This window comes from Micromonospora sp. BRA006-A, from assembly GCF_033433935.1.
Classification (GTDB): domain Bacteria; phylum Actinomycetota; class Actinomycetes; order Mycobacteriales; family Micromonosporaceae; genus Micromonospora; species Micromonospora aurantiaca.
This window is the reverse complement of the sequence record NZ_JANCLW010000001.1, coordinates 5,315,613-5,331,972: the sequence shown is the minus strand read 5'-3', so window position 1 is coordinate 5,331,972 and position 16,360 is coordinate 5,315,613. Positions and strand designations below refer to the sequence as shown.

The window sequence follows — 16,360 nt, the reverse complement described above, 5'->3', positions numbered from 1 at the left end:
TGGGGTAAGGCCCCCAGCTAGACGACTGGGTTGATAGGCCGGAAATGTAAGCCCGGTAACGGGTTCAGTTGACCGGTACTAATAGGCCGAGGACTTGACTACCAAGCTGCTACGCGTCCACTGTGCAACTCTGAACAAACGATCACCCACCAAGGGTTGGTTGACATGTTCATAGAGTTACGGCGGTCATGGCGGAGGGGAAACGCCCGGCAACATTCCGAACCCGGAAGCTAAGCCCTCCAGCGCCGATGGTACTGCACTCGGGAGGGTGTGGGAGAGTAGGACACCGCCGGACAATCTTTCAATTCAGGGCCACCCCTACCGGGGTGGCCCTGAATTGCGTTCACCGGAGAGCTGGCCCCCTGCCGACGTGCGTGAGTGGCCATCGACCACAGCGCCGGCACCGCACCGGCTCACCACCACGCCACTTTTCCGAACCGCCGGACAGGCCCCGTAGTAGCGGCAACGAAGTGCCCCGAACCCCGCCACCTCGCCGAACTGGCGAGCCGCCCACCACTTCCCCGGAGTGGCGGCAAGGAAGTGCCTCGGATCCAGCCACCTCGCCGAGCTGGCGTGGACGAGTGAGCGCCGAGGGCGCGGGTCAGCGGCTCTGGACGGACTCGCGGATGTCCCGGAACAGGGCCGCGGCGTCGTCGACCCGGCGGCCCGGGAACATGCCCATCACCACGCTGCCGTGGTCGGCCCACCCGCACACCGCGAAGTCGCCGCCGTCGCCGCTCGTCGTACCGCACTTCATCACGCCGCCCAAGCGGCCCGCGTCCACCTCGCGCAGCCCTGCCACCCGGCCGGTCTCGTCGGCCATCAGGCCGAACAGGGTGTCCAGGTCACGCTCGGGCTGCCAGAGCAGCGTGGTGCCGCCGAACAGCAGCACCGAACGCTTGGCGTCCCCGCGGTCGGAGTAGACGGCGCCGTAGCCGCGGTCCAGCTCGATGTCGGCGGCCAGTCCGTCGCGCAGGTAGTCGGCGGTGCTGCGGGCCCGCTCGCTGTCGTCGCGTACCAGCCCGGCCACCTCGGCCGGCTGACCGAGCGTGGTGTCCTTCTGCTGGACCACCCGCCAGCCGCCCAGCCCGAGCGCGCCGGCGCCGGCCAGGCCGGCCGCCAGCAGGGCGGCGAGGACGATCTTCCGGCGCCGGGAGACGGGACGGTGTTCGGGCTCCTGCGCGGGATCGCGGCGGCTCAGCTCGATCGGCTCAGCGGTCAGCTCGACCGGATCGGGACCCCCGTCGACCGGGCGCTCGGTGAGATGCGCGTCGGACATGACCGCCACCGTACGCGAATCACAGGTGGTGCACGTCGGGTCCCCGAAAGCGCTCCGTAGACTTTCAGGGTGACCGAGAGACTGGATGCCCGACGCCCCGACGCCCCGACCCTCGCCGGCCAGTACCAGCCCGGCGAGGTAGAGCAGCGACGGTACGAGCAGTGGGTAGCCGGCGGGCACTTCCGGGCGTCGGCGGACAGCGAGAAGCCGCCGTTCACCATCGTCATCCCGCCGCCGAACGTCACCGGCTCGCTGCACATGGGGCACGCGTTCGAGCACACGCTCATGGACGCGCTCACCCGGCGCAAGAAGATGCAGGGGTACGAGGCGCTCTGGCTGCCGGGCATGGACCACGCCGGCATCGCCACCCAGAACCTGGTCGAGCGGCAGCTCGCCGGTGAGGGGCTGTCCCGGCACGACCTCGGGCGGGAGAAGTTCGTCGAGCGGGTCTGGCAGTGGAAGGCCGAGTCCGGCGGCGCGATCCTCGGCCAGATGCGCCGGCTCGGCGACGCCGTCGACTGGGACCGTGAGCGCTTCACCATGGACGAGGGCCTGTCCCGGGCCGTGCAGACCATGTTCAAGAAGCTCTTCGACGACGGGCTCATCTACCGGGCCAACCGGATCATCAACTGGTGCCCGCGCTGCCTGACCGCACTGTCCGACATCGAGGTGGAGCACACCGACGACGAGGGCGAGCTGGTCTCGATCCGCTACGGCGACGAGGTCGTGGTGGCGACCACCCGGGCCGAAACCATGCTCGGTGACACCGCGGTGGCGGTGCACCCGGACGACGAGCGCTACCGGCACCTGATCGGCACCGAGGTGGAGCTGCCGCTCACCGACCGGCGGATCCCGATCGTCGCCGACGAGCACGTCGACCCGAGCTTCGGCACCGGCATGGTCAAGGTGACCCCGGCGCACGACCCGAACGACTTCGAGATCGGCCAGCGGCACGACCTGCCCTCGCTGACGATCATGGACGAGCGCGGCGTCATCACCGCGCCCGGCCCGTTCCAGGGCCTGGACCGGTACGAGGCCCGCCCGGCGATCGTCGCGGCGCTGCGCGAGCAGGGCCGGATCGTGGCCGAGAAGCGGCCGTACCTGCACGCGGTGGGGCACTGCTCACGGTGCAAGACGACTGTCGAGCCGCGCCTGTCGTTGCAGTGGTTCGTCAACACCGCCCCGCTCGCGAAGGCCGCCGGTGACGCGGTGCGCGACGGCCGGGTGAAGATCGAGCCGGCCGAGCTGGCCAAGCGCTACTTCGCCTGGGTCGACAACATGCACGACTGGTGCATCTCCCGCCAGCTGTGGTGGGGCCACCGCATCCCCGTCTGGTACGGCCCGGACGGCGAGATCGTCTGCGTCGGCCCAGACGAGGAGCCGCCGTCCGGCGAGGGCTGGCGGCAGGACGAGGACGTCCTGGACACCTGGTTCTCCAGCGGCCTGTGGCCGTTCTCCACGCTCGGCTGGCCCGAGCGCACCCCCGATCTGGCGAAGTTCTACCCGACCAGCGTGCTGGTCACCGGCTACGACATCCTGTTCTTCTGGGTCGCCCGGATGATGATGTTCGGCCTGTACGCGATGGACGGCGTGCAGCCGTTCGACGTGGTGGCGCTGCACGGCATGGTCCGCGACGAGCACGGCAAGAAGATGTCGAAGTCGTTCGGCAACGTGGTCGACCCGCTGGACTGGATCGACCGGTTCGGCGCCGACGCCACCCGGTTCACGCTGGCCCGGGGCGCCAACCCCGGCCAGGACGTGCCGGTCAGCGAGGAGTGGTGCCAGGGCTCCCGCAACTTCTGCAACAAGCTCTGGAACGCCACCCGGTTCGCGCTGCTCAACGGCGCGCACACCGACGGCCCGTTGCCGGCCGCCGCTGACCTCTCCACCGTCGACAGGTGGATCCTGTCCCGGCTGGCGCACGTCACCGCCGAGGTCGACGAGCAGTTCGAGGCGTACGAGTTCGCGAAGGTCTGCGACCTGCTCTACCACTTCGCGTGGGACGACGTCTGCGACTGGTACGTGGAGCTGAGCAAGCCGGTGCTGGCCGAGGGCGGCCCCGCCGCCGACGCCACCCGCCGGGTGCTGGGCCACGTGCTGGACCAGCTCCTGCGGCTGCTGCACCCGGTCATCCCGTTCGTCACCGACGAGCTGTGGTCCGCGCTCAGCGGCGGCGAGACCGTACTCACGGCGTCCTGGCCGGTCGCCGACCGTACCCTGATCGACGACGCCGCGGAGGGCGAAGTCGGCACCCTCCAGCGGGTGGTGACCGAGGTCCGGCGGTTCCGGTCGGACCAGGGACTGCGGCCGACCCAGCGGGTCGCCGCGCGTCTCGACGGCCTGGCCGGCGCGGGCATCGCGGCGCACGAGCCGCTGGTGCGCTCGCTGGCCCGGCTCGACGCCCCCGGTGACGACTTCCAGACCGGCGCCACGCTGGCCATGCCCGGTGAGGTGAGCGTCGCGCTCGACACCCGCGGCTCGATCGACGTGGCCGCCGAGCGGGCCCGGCTCACCAAGGACCGGGCCGCAGCCGAGAAGGAGGCCACCCAGGCGCGGGCGAAGCTGGACAACCCGGCGTTCGTCGGCAAGGCGCCCGAGCCGGTGGTGGCGAAGATCCGCGAACGGCTGGCGGTGGCTGAGGCGGACCTGGTCCGGATCGACGCCGCCCTGGAGGCGCTTCCCTCGTGAGCGCGAGGAGTGAGCCGGGGTTGCGAGCCCCGCAGTCGCGAACGAAAGATGGCTCCGCATGAGCGACCGCACCGACCGCACCGAGTTCGCCGAGGTGGAGGCCGCGCTCAACGCGCGCGGCTTCACCCGGATGCACTTCGAGCTGGAGAAGATCGAGACCCTGCTCGACCTGCTGGGGAGCCCGCAGCGGGCGTACCCGTCGATCCACCTGACCGGCACCAACGGCAAGACCTCGACGGCCCGGATGATCGACTCGCTGCTGCGGGCGTTCGGGCTGCACACCGGCCGCTACACCAGCCCGCACCTGGAGACCGTCCGGGAGCGGATCAGCCTGGACGGCGAAGCGGTGAGCGAGGAGCGGTTCGTGTCCACGTACCGTGAGATCGCGCCGCTGGCCGAGCTGGTCGACCAGCGGTTCGCCGAGCCGCTGACGTACTTCGACATGACCACGGCGCTGGCGTTCGCCACGTTCGCCGACGCCCCGGTCGACGTGGCGGTGGTGGAGGTCGGACTCGGCGGCGCGGAGGACGCGACGAACGTCATCCAGGCCGGCGTCGCCGTGATCACCCCGATCGGGCTGGACCACACCGAGTGGCTCGGCGACACGATCGAGGACATCGCGCTGCACAAGGCCGGCATCATCCACCCCGGCGCCACGGTGATCGCGGCGGCGCAGGAGGAGGAGGCCGCCCGCCCGATCCTGGAACGCTGCGCCGAGGTCAACGCCACCGTCGCCCGCGAGGGCGCCGAGTTCGGCGTGCTGCGCCGCGCGGTCGCGGTCGGGGGCCAGGTGCTGACCATCCAGGGCCTGGGCGGAGTGTACGAGGAGATCTTCATCCCGCTGCACGGCGCGCACCAGGCGCAGAACGCGGCGGTCGCGCTGGCCGCCGTGGAAGCGTTCCTCGGTGCCGGCGCCCGGCGGCAGCTCGACATCGAGGCGGTCCGTGAGGGATTCGCCGCGACCAGCTCGCCGGGCCGGCTGGAGCGGGTGCGGAGCGCCCCGACGGTGCTGCTCGACGGCGCGCACAACCCGCACGGGATGGCCGCCACAGTGGCCGCGGTGCAGGAGGAGTTCGCGTTCAGCAAGCTCGTCGGCGTACTGGCGGTGCTCGGCGACAAGGACGCGGCGAGCCTGCTGGAACTGCTCGAACCGGTGCTCGACTCGATCGTGGTGGCGGAGAACAGCTCGGCCCGGGCGATGCCGGTGGACGAGCTGGCCGCGCTGGCGCGGGAGATCTTCGGGCCGGAGCGGGTGCAGGTGACCCGGGAGATGCCCGACGCCATCGAGGCGGCGGTGGCGGAGGCCGAGGCGGACGTGCCGGGCGAGCTGGCCGGGGTGGGCGTGCTGATCACCGGATCGGTGGTGACAGTGGCCGACGCCCGCCGGCTGCTCAAGCGATGACCGGGCCGCAGCAGCGCCCGACCGGTCCGGAGCAGGCGGGCGGCGTTGAGCGGCCGGTGGGCCCGGAGCAGGCAGGCGGTTCGGAGCCGGCGGGCGGTTCGGAGCCGGTGGGCGGCGTGCGGCGGTCCGGGCTGCGGAACCCGGACAAGGCGGTACGCGGACTCGGCGCCGGCACCATGTCGCTGGAGGCGCTGGTGCTGCTGCTGGCCATCCAGCCGATCCGGGTGGTCGGCGGTGACCTGAGCGGCGCGGCGATCGGCGCGATCGTGGCGCTGGCGGTCGCCTGTGTGGTGCTCGCCGGGATGATGCGCCGCCCGTGGGCGTGGCACGCCGGCACCGTGATCCAGGGCCTGCTGCTGCTCTCCGGGCTGCTGCACTGGTCGCTGTTCGCGCTCGGGGTGATGTTCGCGCTGGTGTGGGCGTACGCGCTGCACGTGCGGCGGGTCATCCTCGGCTGAGCGTCGTCGCGCGGTTACGCGTGTTAAGAAGGGCCCCTTCCTCTACCCGAGGCGTTAAGAAGGGGCCCTTCCTTACACCTGGGCGAGGGTGCGCCACTGCGTCAGCGCGACGCCGTGGCCGTCGGGGTCGCGGAAGGCAGCCGCCCACACCTCCAGCTTGGTGCCCCGGTTCACTACGCGCGGGGCGTACGTGAACCGGACACCGGAGTCGCGCAGCCGCTCGTACGCCCCCTGGATGTCGTCCACCTCCAGGTTGACGTGCACCAGGCGGCGGCTGATCGGGGCGGCGCCGGTCACCCGGCGCAGCACCAGCCGGGTCGGCCCGGAGGCGAGCACGGCGTTGCCCTCGCCCCGGTCCAGCTCGTCGAAGCCGAGCTCGCGGTAGAAGTCGAGGGACCGGTCCAGGTCGGTGACGAGCAGCGTGATGCCGACGCCGCTGATCGGGCTGGCCAGCTCGTCCGGCTCGGTCGCGCCGGACGGGCCGAAGATCGCCTCGTCCAGTTCCTCGGGCGTCGGCGGCGCGTCGGAGCGCCGAGGCGCGTCCGCGGGGTCGTCGAGCGCCACGTCGATCGGGTCGGGCCCGATGTCGGCCGGCCCGGATCCGGCCCGTCCGGCGTCGGCCCGTCCGGTCTCGGCCGGCACCGAGTCAGCCGGCGGGGAGTCGACGAGCACTGTCTCGACCGGCACGGTGTCGACCGGCTCCTCGGCCGGCGAGCGGGGCGCCGGGGCGCGGCGGGGGAGCGGGCCGGGGCCGGCCGTGCGTTCGGCCCGTTCGACGAGCTGCCCCTCCAGCACCACCGGGCCGCCGGGGCTCTGGTGCAGCACCACCGGCTCGCGGTCCTCGGCCCGGGGCGGTACGTCGTCCAGGTACGGGTCCGGCGCGGGCGGGTAGTCGTCACGGAAGTCATCCTCCGGCGCGCGCCCGGCCCACGGCGGCGCCTCCTGCGCGATCAGCGGCTCGTCCAGCGGGTCCGGCTCGGTGGCGTACTCGGGCGGCAGGTCGGCGACCGCGGCGGCGCTCTCGGCGTGCGTGGGCACCTCGTCCCAGAGCACGCGTACGTGCCGCTGGTCGTCCAGCGCCACCCGGACCGGCAGCGCCTGGCCCAGCGAGGGCCACTTGGCGACCGGCACCCGAGGCTCGATGATCTTCTTGGAGCGGGGCGGCAGCCCCGGCGCGTCGATCACCAGTTGCAGCTCGCACCGGCCGAACGCGTACTGGGTGGGCGGCTCGGAGGCGCTGTGCACGTGCCCCAGGCCGATCACCCAGGTGCGGCCGCCGCCGCGGACCGTGGCCAGGGCGATCGCCAGCACCAGCAGCGCCACGCCGAGGGCCACGATGGCCCAGCTGGTCATGCCGAGACCGAAAACGGTCACGAAGGTGGCGACGGTGCCGAGCACCGCCCCGATCAGTTTGCGTACCGGCGCGATCGTGCGGTTCCCGCCATTCGCCACAGTGGACCTCCCAGGGGTTCCAGGGCCAGGCTAGGCCGCCGCGGCGGGCCAGGGAAGACGCAGCCGCCGCGCCGGCGCCGGGACCGGGTCGCTACGCTGACCGTACCCAGCCGAACCCCGTTTGAGTGCGCAGGAGGAACCCAGCGTGTCCAGCAGCAGCCCGGACGAGCGGTCGCTCGTACTGATCAAGCCCGACGCGGTGCGCCGCGGTCTGGTGGGCGAGATCCTGTCCCGTTTCGAGCGCAAGGGCCTGCGGATCGACGCGATGGTGAGCCGGACCATGGACGGCGACTTCGCCGACCAGCACTACGCCGAGCACGTCGACAAGCCGTTCTACCCGCCGCTGAAGACGTTCATGACCAGCGGCCCGCTGGTGGCGCTGGTGCTCTCCGGCGACCAGGTGGTCGAGGTCGTGCGCGCGATGATCGGCAGCACCGACGGCCGCAAGGCCGCCGCCGGCACCATCCGCGGCGACCTGTCGCTGTCGAACCGGGAGAACCTGGTGCACGCCTCCGACTCGGCGGACAGCGCCAAGCGCGAGATCGCGCTCTGGTTCCCCGAGCTGGCCTGACCGACGTGCCGACGGCCCCGGCCCGCTCCTGGCGGGACCGGGGCCGTCGTGTGTCAGCGGTCAGACCTGCGCCGGCGGCTGCGTCCGGCAGGTCACCGCGACCCGGTTCCACACGTTGATGGTGGCGATCGCCATCACCAGGTCCGCCAGCTCCTTCTCCGACCACACCTTCGCCGCGGCGTCCCACACGTCGTCCGGCACGCCGTGCTCGCCGAGCCGGGTCACCGCGTCGGTGAGGTCCAGCGCGGCCCGCTCCCGCTCGTCGAAGAACGGCGCCTCGCGCCACGCCGCGACAGCGAACAGCCGGCGGCTGTCCTCCCCGGCCGCCAGCGCCTCGCGGCTGTGCATGTCGACGCAGAACGCGCAGCCGTTGCGCATCGACGCCCGCAGCTTCACCAGCTCCAGCACGGTGTGGTCCACGTTCGCACGGACGTACTTCTCCAGGCCCAGCACGGCCTGGTACGCCTCGGGCGCCACCGCCGCCATGTTCATCCGGCTCATCGCCGCCTCCTTGAGGGTTCGGGTACGCGCACAGGACGGGGCACGGTGGGCGCGGTGTGACGGCCCGGCGGTGTGACGGTGGTCATGCCGGGGCGCTGGACGGCAGTCGTTGACGTGCCGGTCACCTCGACCGGAGTTCCCGGCCACCTGCGGCCGGTAGACCGGGCTGGCGACACTGCCGAGACCGGGAGAACCCATGACGCACTTCGATCGACGTACCCTGCTCCGCGCCGGCCTGGTCGCCGGTGCCGGAGTCGCTGGCGGCGCGCTGCTCGGCGCGCCCGGCGCGCCCGCCGCACCCGGCCTGCGGCGCAGCGGCCGGCCACTGCTCACCCACGGCGTGCAGAGCGGCGACGTGACAGCCGACTCGGCGCTGGTCTGGACCCGCGCGGACCGGCCCGGCCGGATGCTCGTCGAGGTCAGCCGCCGGCCGGACCTGCGCGGCGCCCGGCTGGTGCGCGGCCCGGTGGTCGACCCCACCGGCGACCTCACCGGCAAGGTCCGCCTGCGCGGCCTGCCCGCGGGGGAGCGGCTGCACTACCGGGTACGGGTGGAGAGCCTGGACCGGCACGGCCTGTGCAGCGAGCCGCTGACCGGTTCGTTCGCCACCGCCCCCGGGCGGCACCAGCGGCGTGACGTGCGGTTCGTGTGGACCGGCGACATCGTCGGGCAGGGCTGGGGGATCAGCCCCGACTTCGACGGCCTGGCGATCTTCCGGGCCATGCGGGAACGTCGGCCCGACTTCTTCCTGTGCAGCGGCGACACCGTGTACGCCGACGGCCCGCTGGCCGAGAGCGTGGTGCTGCCGGACGGCCGCACCTGGCGCAACCTGGTGACGCCGGAGAAGAGCAAGGTGGCCGAGACGCTCGCCGAGTACCGGGGGCAGTTCGCGTACAACCTGCTCGACGAGCACCTGCGGGCGTTCGCCGCCGAGGTGCCGCAGATCAACCAGTGGGACGACCACGAGGTGGTGAACAACTGGTACCCGGGGGAGATCCTGACCGACGAGCGGTACGGCGAGAAGCGGGTGGACGTGCTCGCCGCCCGGGCCCGGCAGGCGTTCCACGAGTGGCTGCCGGTGCCGTCGGGCGGGCCGATGTACCGCAAGCTGTCGTACGGGCCGCTGCTCGACGTGTTCGTGCTGGACATGCGCACCTACAAGGACCCGAACGACGGCAACACGTACGCCGACCGCAATCGCGGGCTGCTCGGCAAGGCGCAGCGGGAGTGGCTGATCCGGGAGCTGCGCGCCTCCCGCGCCACCTGGAAGGTGATCGCCAACGACCTGCCGATCGGCGTGGTGGTGCCGGACGGGGCGGGCGCACAGGAGGGCGTCGCGCAGGGCGACCACGGCGCGCCGGCCGGCCGGGAGCTGGAGTTCGCCGAGGTGCTGCGCGCGTCGCACCGGGCCGGGGTGACCGGGCTGGTGTTCCTCACCGCCGACGTGCACTACACCGCCGCCCACCACTACGACCCGGCGCGCGCCGCCGTGCGGGACTTCAGCCCGTTCTGGGAGTTCGTCTCCGGCCCGGCGCACGCCGGCGCGTTCGGCCCGAACACGCTGGACGGCACGTTCGGCCCGAGGGCGGTCTTCGTGCACGCCCCGCCGCGCGCCAACACCTCCCCGGCCGAGGGCTTCCAGCACTTCGGCGAGGTGACCATCGACGGCCCGTCGCGGGCCCTGACGGTCCACCTGCGCGACCGCGCCGGCGCCTCCCTCTGGACCACCACCCTCCCGGCCCCGGCGCGCCGCTGACCCCGGCCGAACCCCGCTGATCATGAGGTTGGCGGCGATGTGGATCTCCGATTTCGCCGTCAACTTCATGATCGCCGGGTGAGAAGCGGGCGGCGAGATACTCGGCGGCGCGGGGGGTGGGGGGTCGAGTACGCTTGAATGCACAGGCGACGACCCGGCCATCACCGGCGAGCCTCCGGAAGAACGGCCGGGTGACCGGCTCAGTAGAACCGGACGGGACGGCCCGTCACAGCCGGCCAACGAGCGGGCGGTCGCACCTCGGCCGCCAAGCGGGGTGGTACCGCGGGCCACACCCGGGCGCCGGTCACGGCGTACCGGATTCGGCTCGTCCTCGCAGACCACAGACGAGTGAGCTGCTGAGGGAGAGCGACAGGCGATGGCCTATCCGTTGCACGACCCGACCGGCGCCGGTGTCCCGGCGAGCCCGGACCTGCCCGCGGTCGAGCGCCGGGTGCTGGAGCACTGGACGGCCGACAAGACCTTCGAGGCGTCGGTGGAGGCCCGCGACGCCGGCCGGAACGGCGAGAACGAGTACGTCTTCTACGACGGCCCGCCGTTCGCCAACGGCCTGCCGCACTACGGCCACCTGTTCACCGGCTACGTCAAGGACGTGGTGCCGCGCTACCAGACCATGCGCGGCAAGCACGTCGAGCGCCGGTTCGGCTGGGACTGCCACGGCCTGCCCGCCGAGGTGGTGGCGGAGAAGCAGCTCGGCATCACCACCAAGGCGGAGATCCTCGACCTCGGCGTGGCCCGGTTCAACGACGCCTGCCGCACCTCCGTGCTGGAGTTCACCCACGACTGGGAGCGGTACGTCACCCGGCAGGCCCGCTGGGTCGACTTCGCCAACGACTACAAGACGCTCGACCTGGACTACATGGAAAGCGTCATGTGGGCCTTCAAGACCCTGCACGACAAGGGTCTGGTCTACGAGGGCTTCCGGGTGCTCGCGTACTGCTGGCGGTGCGAGACGCCGCTGTCGAACACCGAGACCCGGATGGACGACGTCTACCGGGACCGGCACGACCCGACGCTCACCGTCTGGTTCGAGCTGACCGCCGACGAGAACGCGCCGGAACTCATCCGGGGCCCGGTGAAGCTCGGCGTCTGGACCACCACCCCGTGGACCCTGCCGTCGAACCTGGCGCTCGCCGTCGGCCCCGACATCCGGTACGCGGTGCTGGAGCGCGACGGGCAGCGACACCTGGTCGGGGAGTCCCGCCTCGGGGCGTACGCCAAGGAGTTGGAGGGGTACGAGCAGGTCGGCTGGGTGACCGGCAAGGCCCTCGTCGGACGCCGCTACACGCCGCTGTACGACTTCCTCGTCGAGCCGGCCGGCCCGAACGCGTACCAGGTGCTCGGCGCGGACTTCGTCACCACCGAGGACGGCACCGGGATCGTCCACCTGGCGCCCGCCTTCGGTGAGGACGACCAGAACACCTGCAACGCCGCCGGCATCCCCACCGTCGTGACGGTGGACGACCACACCCGGTTCACCGCGCTGGTGCCGCCGTACCAGGGCGAGCAGGTCTTCGACGTGAACAAGCCGGTGATCCGGGAGCTGAAGGAGCGGGGGGTGGTGCTGCGGCAGGACACCTACACCCACTCCTACCCGCACTGCTGGCGCTGCGACACGCCGCTGGTCTACAAGGCGGTGTCGTCGTGGTTCGTCGCGGTGTCGACGTTCAAGGACCGGATGGTCGAGCTGAACCAGCAGATCAACTGGACCCCGGGACACATCAAGGACGGCTCGTTCGGCAAGTGGCTGGCGAACGCCCGGGACTGGTCGATCAGCCGTAACCGGTTCTGGGGCTCGCCGATCCCGGTGTGGCGCTCCGACGACCCGAACTACCCGCGGGTCGACGTCTACGGTTCGCTGGCCGACATCGAGCGGGACTTCGGCGTACGCCTGACCGACCTGCACCGGCCGGCGGTGGACGACCTGGTCCGCCCCAACCCGGACGACCCGACGGGCAAGTCGATGATGCGCCGGGTGCCGGAGGTGCTGGACTGCTGGTTCGAGTCCGGCTCGATGCCGTTCGCCCAGGTGCACTACCCGTTCGAGAACCGCGAGTGGTTCGAGCACCACTACCCGGGTGACTTCATCGTCGAGTACATCGGGCAGACCCGCGGCTGGTTCTACACCATGCACGTGCTGGCCACCGCACTGTTCGACCGGCCGGCGTTCCGCAACTGCCTGAGCCACGGCATCCTGCTCGGCTCGGACGGGCGCAAGATGTCCAAGAGCCTGCGCAACTACCCGGACGTCTACCACGTGTTCGACTCCTACGGGTCGGACGCGATGCGGTGGATGCTGATGTCCTCGCCGGTGCTGCGCGGCGGCGACATGGCGGTCACCGAGTCGGGCATCCGGGACGCGGTGCGTCAGGTGCTGCTGCCGCTGTGGAACGTCTGGTACTTCTTCTCGCTGTACGCCAACGCCGACGGCTACACCGCGCGTCGTCGTACCGACTCGGCGAACGTGCTCGACCGGTACGTGCTGGCGAAGACGAACGAGCTGGTGGCGACCGTCGGCGCGCAGATGGACGCGTACGACATCTCCGGCGCCTGCGCCACCGTGCGGTCCTACCTGGACGCGCTGACCAACTGGTACGTGCGCCGGTCCCGGGACCGGTTCTGGGCCGGCGACGCGGACGCGTTCGACACGCTGTGGACCGTGCTGGAGACGCTGTGCCGGGTGGTGGCGCCGCTGGCGCCGCTGACCGCCGAGGAGATCTGGCGCGGGCTGACCGGCGAGCGGTCGGTGCACCTGACCGACTGGCCGCAGGCGGAGGAGTTCCCGGCCGACCACGAGCTGGTCTCCGCGATGGACAACGTCCGGGCGGTCGCCTCGGCGGCGCTGTCCCTGCGCAAGGCCAAGGGCCTGCGGGTCCGGCTGCCGCTGGCGACGCTGACCGTGGCCTCGCCGGTCGCGGCCCAGCTGCGGCCCTTCGCCGACCTGGTCGCCGACGAGGTCAACGTGAAGGAGGTCGTGCTCACCGACGAGGTGTCCGCGTACTGCCAGCAGGTGCTCACCGTGGTGCCGCGGGCGCTCGGCCCGCGTGTCGGCAAGGCCGTCCAGCAGGTCATCAAGGCGGTCAAGGCGGGGGAGTGGGAGCTGCGCGACGGCGCCCCGGTCGCCGCCGGGGTCACGCTCGCCGAGGGCGAGTACGAGCTGCGCCTGGTCGCCGCCGACGCCGAGCACTCCGCGCCGCTACCAGGCGGTGAGGGAGTGGTCGTGCTGGACACCGAGGTCACGCCGGAACTCGCCGCCGAGGGGCTGGCCCGGGACGTGGTCCGGGTCGTGCAGCAGGCCCGCCGCGACGCCGATCTGGACATCTCCGACCGGATCACGGTGGCGGTCTCGGCGTCCGAGGAGGTGCGGGCGGCGGTCGCCGCGTACACCGGGTTCGTGGCGCGGGAGGTGCTCGCCGACAGCATCGACTTCGCCGAGGGCCTCGACGGCTTCGCCGGCGAGGCCGGCGAGGGCGAGCGCGTGACGGTGACGGTCCGCAAGGTGTGATGTAAGGCGGGGGCCCTTCTCAACGCCTCAGGTAGAGGAAGGGCCCCTGCTTGACACCCGCACCCAGCGAGTGGACTGCGGACCACCCGCTCGGTGGCGGACGGCCGCGTCGGCTACCGTGACAGCGCCTGTTTCACGTACGACCGCCGGAGGACCCGTGCCCCTGCTCTACACCATCGGCAAGCTCACCGTGGCGCCCGCGCTCCGGTTGGCCTTCCGTCCGCACGTGGAGGGTTTGGAGCACATCCCGGCGACCGGCGGCGCGATCTTCGCCAGCAACCACCTCTCCGTCGCCGACGAACTGCTCCTCGGCACCGTGGTGCCCCGGCACCTGGCGTTCTGGGCCAAGTCGGAGTACTTCAAGGGCACCGGCCTCAAGGGCGGCTTCTCCAAGTTCGTGCTGACCGGGCTGGGCGCGATCCCGGTCGAGCGGGCCGGCGGCCGGGCCGCGCTGACCGCGTTCGACGCGGCGATCCCGGTGCTCAAGGCCGGTGACCTGGTCGCCGTCTACCCGGAGGGCACCCGCTCGCCGGACGGGCGGCTCTACCGCGGGCGTACCGGCACCGTCCGGCTGGCCATCGCCGCGGGCGTGCCGATCATCCCGGTCGGCGTGACCGGCACCGACAAGGCCCAGCCCATCGGTACGCGGATCCCGCGACCGGGCCGCGCCAAGATCACCATCAAGTTCGGCAAGCCGCTGGACTTCACCGGCCGTCCCGACGACCGCACGTCGCTGCGCGCGATGACCGACGAGATGATGGCCGAGATCCAGAAGCTCAGCGGCCAGGAGTACGTCCCGCGCTACGCCCCGAAGCGCGCCGACCAGACCGGCGGCGACCAGGCCGGCGGCGAGCAGACCGCCTGAGCGGTCAGGACTTCGGCACCACCACGCGCTGGCGCAGGTCGTTCAGCAGCCGCCCGCTGTCGTCCACCGAGAGCCGGGTGAACACGCCGGTGGTGAGGCTGCCGTGGTCGGCCGAGACGCAGACCACCACCGAGTCGCCGTCCGCGCGGCCGACGGCGCAGCGCTCGTAGCGTCCCCGTACGCCGGTGTCCACTGCCACCGACTCCTTCAGCGCGTAGTCCCCGGCGAGGCGGTCGATCTCCGACTCGGCGTCCGACTCCGGGCTGAACCGCAGGCCGGTGCTGCCGAACAACGTCACCCGTTTGCCGTCGCTCGTGGTGTAGATGCCGGCGAACGTGTCCTCGGCGAGCAGGTTCGACTCGCGTACCCGGGATTTCAGCTCCTCGGCCGTGGCCCGGCTGCTCTCGTCCTGGCGTAGCCGCATCGAGTCGATCTGGTCCGGGAGGGTGGCACTGGCCGGGTACTGGTTGGAGATCGGCTGGAACCACCAGAGCGGGAGCCCGCAGCAGCAGGCGATGGAGAGCAGCAGCACCCAGGGCCAGCGGCGCCGGCGGCGGGTCCGCTTCGGCGGCTGCTGCCAGCCCGGCGGTGCGACAGGCGGACCGGCCTTGACCCGGCGCTGCTTCGGCGGCCGTCCGGGCTTCGCCGGCGGCGCGACGGGTGCCGCGGGCGGCAGGGGCCGGGCGGCGGGCGGAGCGGGATGGTGCGGCGGCGAGACCGGCCGGGCCGGTCCGGAGTACGGCGGGCTGTGCGGCGGGGGCGAGACCGGCCGGGCGGCGGGCGGCGCGGGACGGGCCGGTTGCGGGGCGGGGTGGGCCGCCGGTGGCGCCGGGTGGGCCGGGTGCGGGTTGTCCGGCACGGCCCAGGGCGCGGTGTACGGCAGCGTCGGCGTCGGTGGCGGCAGCTCCGGGGCGTGCAGCTCCCAGCCGGTGGTGTCCACCCCCGCCCACGGGTCGACAGGCGTGGCGTGTTCCGGCGACGCGAGCGGCGGCACCGGGGTGGGCTCGGCGGACTCGCCCCAGGCGGGCCGGCGTGCCGGCGGTGGCGGGACGGCTGCGGAACCGCTCCAGCGGGGCGCCTCGACCCGGGTCGGGTTCGGGGCGTTCTCCACCCGCGTCGGGTCCGGCGTGTTCCCGGCCCGGGTGGAGGCCGGGGCGTTCTCGACCTTCGTGGGATCCGGCGTGGTCGTGGCCGGGGCTGGCTGTGGCGCGACGTCGATGCGGGTCGGATCCGGCCGGCCCCCGGTACGCGGAGTGGGGACGGGCGTGGTGCGGCCGGGAACCGCTGCGGATCCCCGCGCCCGGGTCACCGGTACGGGCGGGGTGGCGTCGATGCCGGCAGGTGGGCCGGCCTCGGCGGTGGGGGCGGCGTCGCCGGCCGGTGAGTGCGGGCTTACGTCGTCGAGCGCGGCGGTGTCGGCCGGGTCTGCCGGCTCGCCCGCCTGCTCGGCCGGTTCGTTCGGCTCCGACTGCTGCTTGGGTGCCGGTGCCGACTGCGGGTCAGGGGTCGAGGTCGCCGGGCTGGGCGTGACCGGGACGTCGGGCGGTGAGGCGGGTGCCTCGTCGCCGGACGGCTGGTCATCGGGCTCGGCGCGGTGCGGCTGCTCATCCGGCGCGACGGGGGTCGGCGGGCGGTGGGGCGTACCGTCGTGCGCCCTGCTCCCGGCGGCGCCGGACGGCTCCTCGGCCGAGACCCCGGCGGAGGTCCGGTCGTCGGCGGCCTCCGGCGTGGTGGACGGGGACGCCGGAGCCGAGGCGCCGGTGGCGTCCTCGGTGTCGGCGGCGGTCGCCGGCTCGGTGACGGACGGCATCTCGGCCCCGTCGGCCGGCCGGTCCGCCCCCGGCTGCGGCTGCGGCATCGCGGCT

The 16,360-nt window shown here is 72.6% G+C and carries 11 protein-coding genes and 1 rRNA gene; 8 read left to right on the top strand and 4 right to left on the bottom strand.

Annotated features, from left to right (window positions below; translation table 11 throughout):
* The first annotated feature begins 178 nt into the window (after positions 1 to 178).
* Positions 179 to 295, top strand: a 5S ribosomal RNA gene (gene rrf / locus NMK34_RS24230).
* A 306-nt stretch (positions 296 to 601) separates the two neighbouring features.
* Here rrf and NMK34_RS24225 read toward each other — a convergent pair.
* A complete protein-coding gene (locus tag NMK34_RS24225; protein WP_318335353.1) occupies positions 602 to 1,279 on the bottom strand; it encodes a hypothetical protein in 678 nt (225 codons plus the stop codon).
* 69 nt (positions 1,280 to 1,348) lie between these two features.
* Between NMK34_RS24225 and NMK34_RS24220 the strand changes: the two genes are divergently transcribed.
* From NMK34_RS24220 to NMK34_RS24210, 3 genes are read left to right on the top strand one after another with little or no spacing between them, the layout of a single operon-like run.
* Positions 1,349 to 3,967: a valine--tRNA ligase gene (locus NMK34_RS24220; RefSeq protein ID WP_318335352.1), complete on the top strand. Its 2,619-nt coding sequence runs from the start codon at positions 1,349 to 1,351 to the stop codon at positions 3,965 to 3,967.
* 58 nt (positions 3,968 to 4,025) lie between these two features.
* Positions 4,026 to 5,369 carry a folylpolyglutamate synthase/dihydrofolate synthase family protein gene (locus NMK34_RS24215; protein WP_318335351.1) on the top strand — a complete coding sequence of 448 codons (1,344 nt, stop codon included), beginning with the start codon at positions 4,026 to 4,028 and terminating at the stop codon, positions 5,367 to 5,369.
* Entirely contained in the window at positions 5,366 to 5,827 is a 462-nt protein-coding gene (locus tag NMK34_RS24210; protein WP_318335350.1) for a DUF4233 domain-containing protein, read from the top strand. Before NMK34_RS24215 ends, NMK34_RS24210 begins: the two co-directional genes overlap by 4 nt.
* A 72-nt stretch (positions 5,828 to 5,899) precedes the next feature.
* Here the strand turns inward: NMK34_RS24210 and NMK34_RS24205 are convergent, their stop codons facing one another.
* Entirely contained in the window at positions 5,900 to 7,279 is a 1,380-nt protein-coding gene (locus tag NMK34_RS24205) for a VOC family protein (protein WP_318335349.1), read from the bottom strand.
* A 145-nt stretch (positions 7,280 to 7,424) separates the two neighbouring features.
* On the opposite strand from NMK34_RS24205, the gene ndk reads away from it, so the two are divergent.
* The gene (ndk, locus tag NMK34_RS24200; protein WP_013288023.1) at positions 7,425 to 7,850 is read left to right on the top strand and encodes a nucleoside-diphosphate kinase; all 426 of its coding nucleotides are present in this window, start codon (positions 7,425 to 7,427) and stop codon (positions 7,848 to 7,850) included.
* 60 nt (positions 7,851 to 7,910) lie between these two features.
* Here the strand turns inward: ndk and NMK34_RS24195 are convergent, their stop codons facing one another.
* Positions 7,911 to 8,351: a carboxymuconolactone decarboxylase family protein gene (locus tag NMK34_RS24195; protein ID WP_318335348.1), complete on the bottom strand. Its 441-nt coding sequence runs from the start codon at positions 8,349 to 8,351 to the stop codon at positions 7,911 to 7,913.
* A gap of 196 nt (positions 8,352 to 8,547) precedes the next feature.
* Between NMK34_RS24195 and NMK34_RS24190 the strand changes: the two genes are divergently transcribed.
* The 3 genes from NMK34_RS24190 (at position 8,548) to NMK34_RS24180 (ending at position 14,495) form a co-directional block, all read left to right on the top strand.
* Positions 8,548 to 10,107: an alkaline phosphatase D family protein gene (locus tag NMK34_RS24190; protein ID WP_318335347.1), complete on the top strand. Its 1,560-nt coding sequence runs from the start codon at positions 8,548 to 8,550 to the stop codon at positions 10,105 to 10,107.
* Between the two features lie 376 nt (positions 10,108 to 10,483).
* Complete coding sequence (gene ileS / locus NMK34_RS24185; RefSeq protein ID WP_318335346.1) at positions 10,484 to 13,630, top strand: isoleucine--tRNA ligase; 3,147 nt, start codon at positions 10,484 to 10,486, stop codon at positions 13,628 to 13,630.
* A gap of 157 nt (positions 13,631 to 13,787) precedes the next feature.
* Entirely contained in the window at positions 13,788 to 14,495 is a 708-nt protein-coding gene (locus NMK34_RS24180; RefSeq protein WP_318335345.1) for a lysophospholipid acyltransferase family protein, read from the top strand.
* Positions 14,496 to 14,499: 4 nt separating this feature from the next.
* Here the strand turns inward: NMK34_RS24180 and NMK34_RS24175 are convergent, their stop codons facing one another.
* Positions 14,500 to 16,353 (bottom strand): hypothetical protein, encoded by a 1,854-nt coding sequence (locus NMK34_RS24175; RefSeq protein ID WP_318335344.1) that lies wholly within the window; start codon positions 16,351 to 16,353, stop codon positions 14,500 to 14,502.
* Positions 16,354 to 16,360 lie beyond the last annotated feature (7 nt).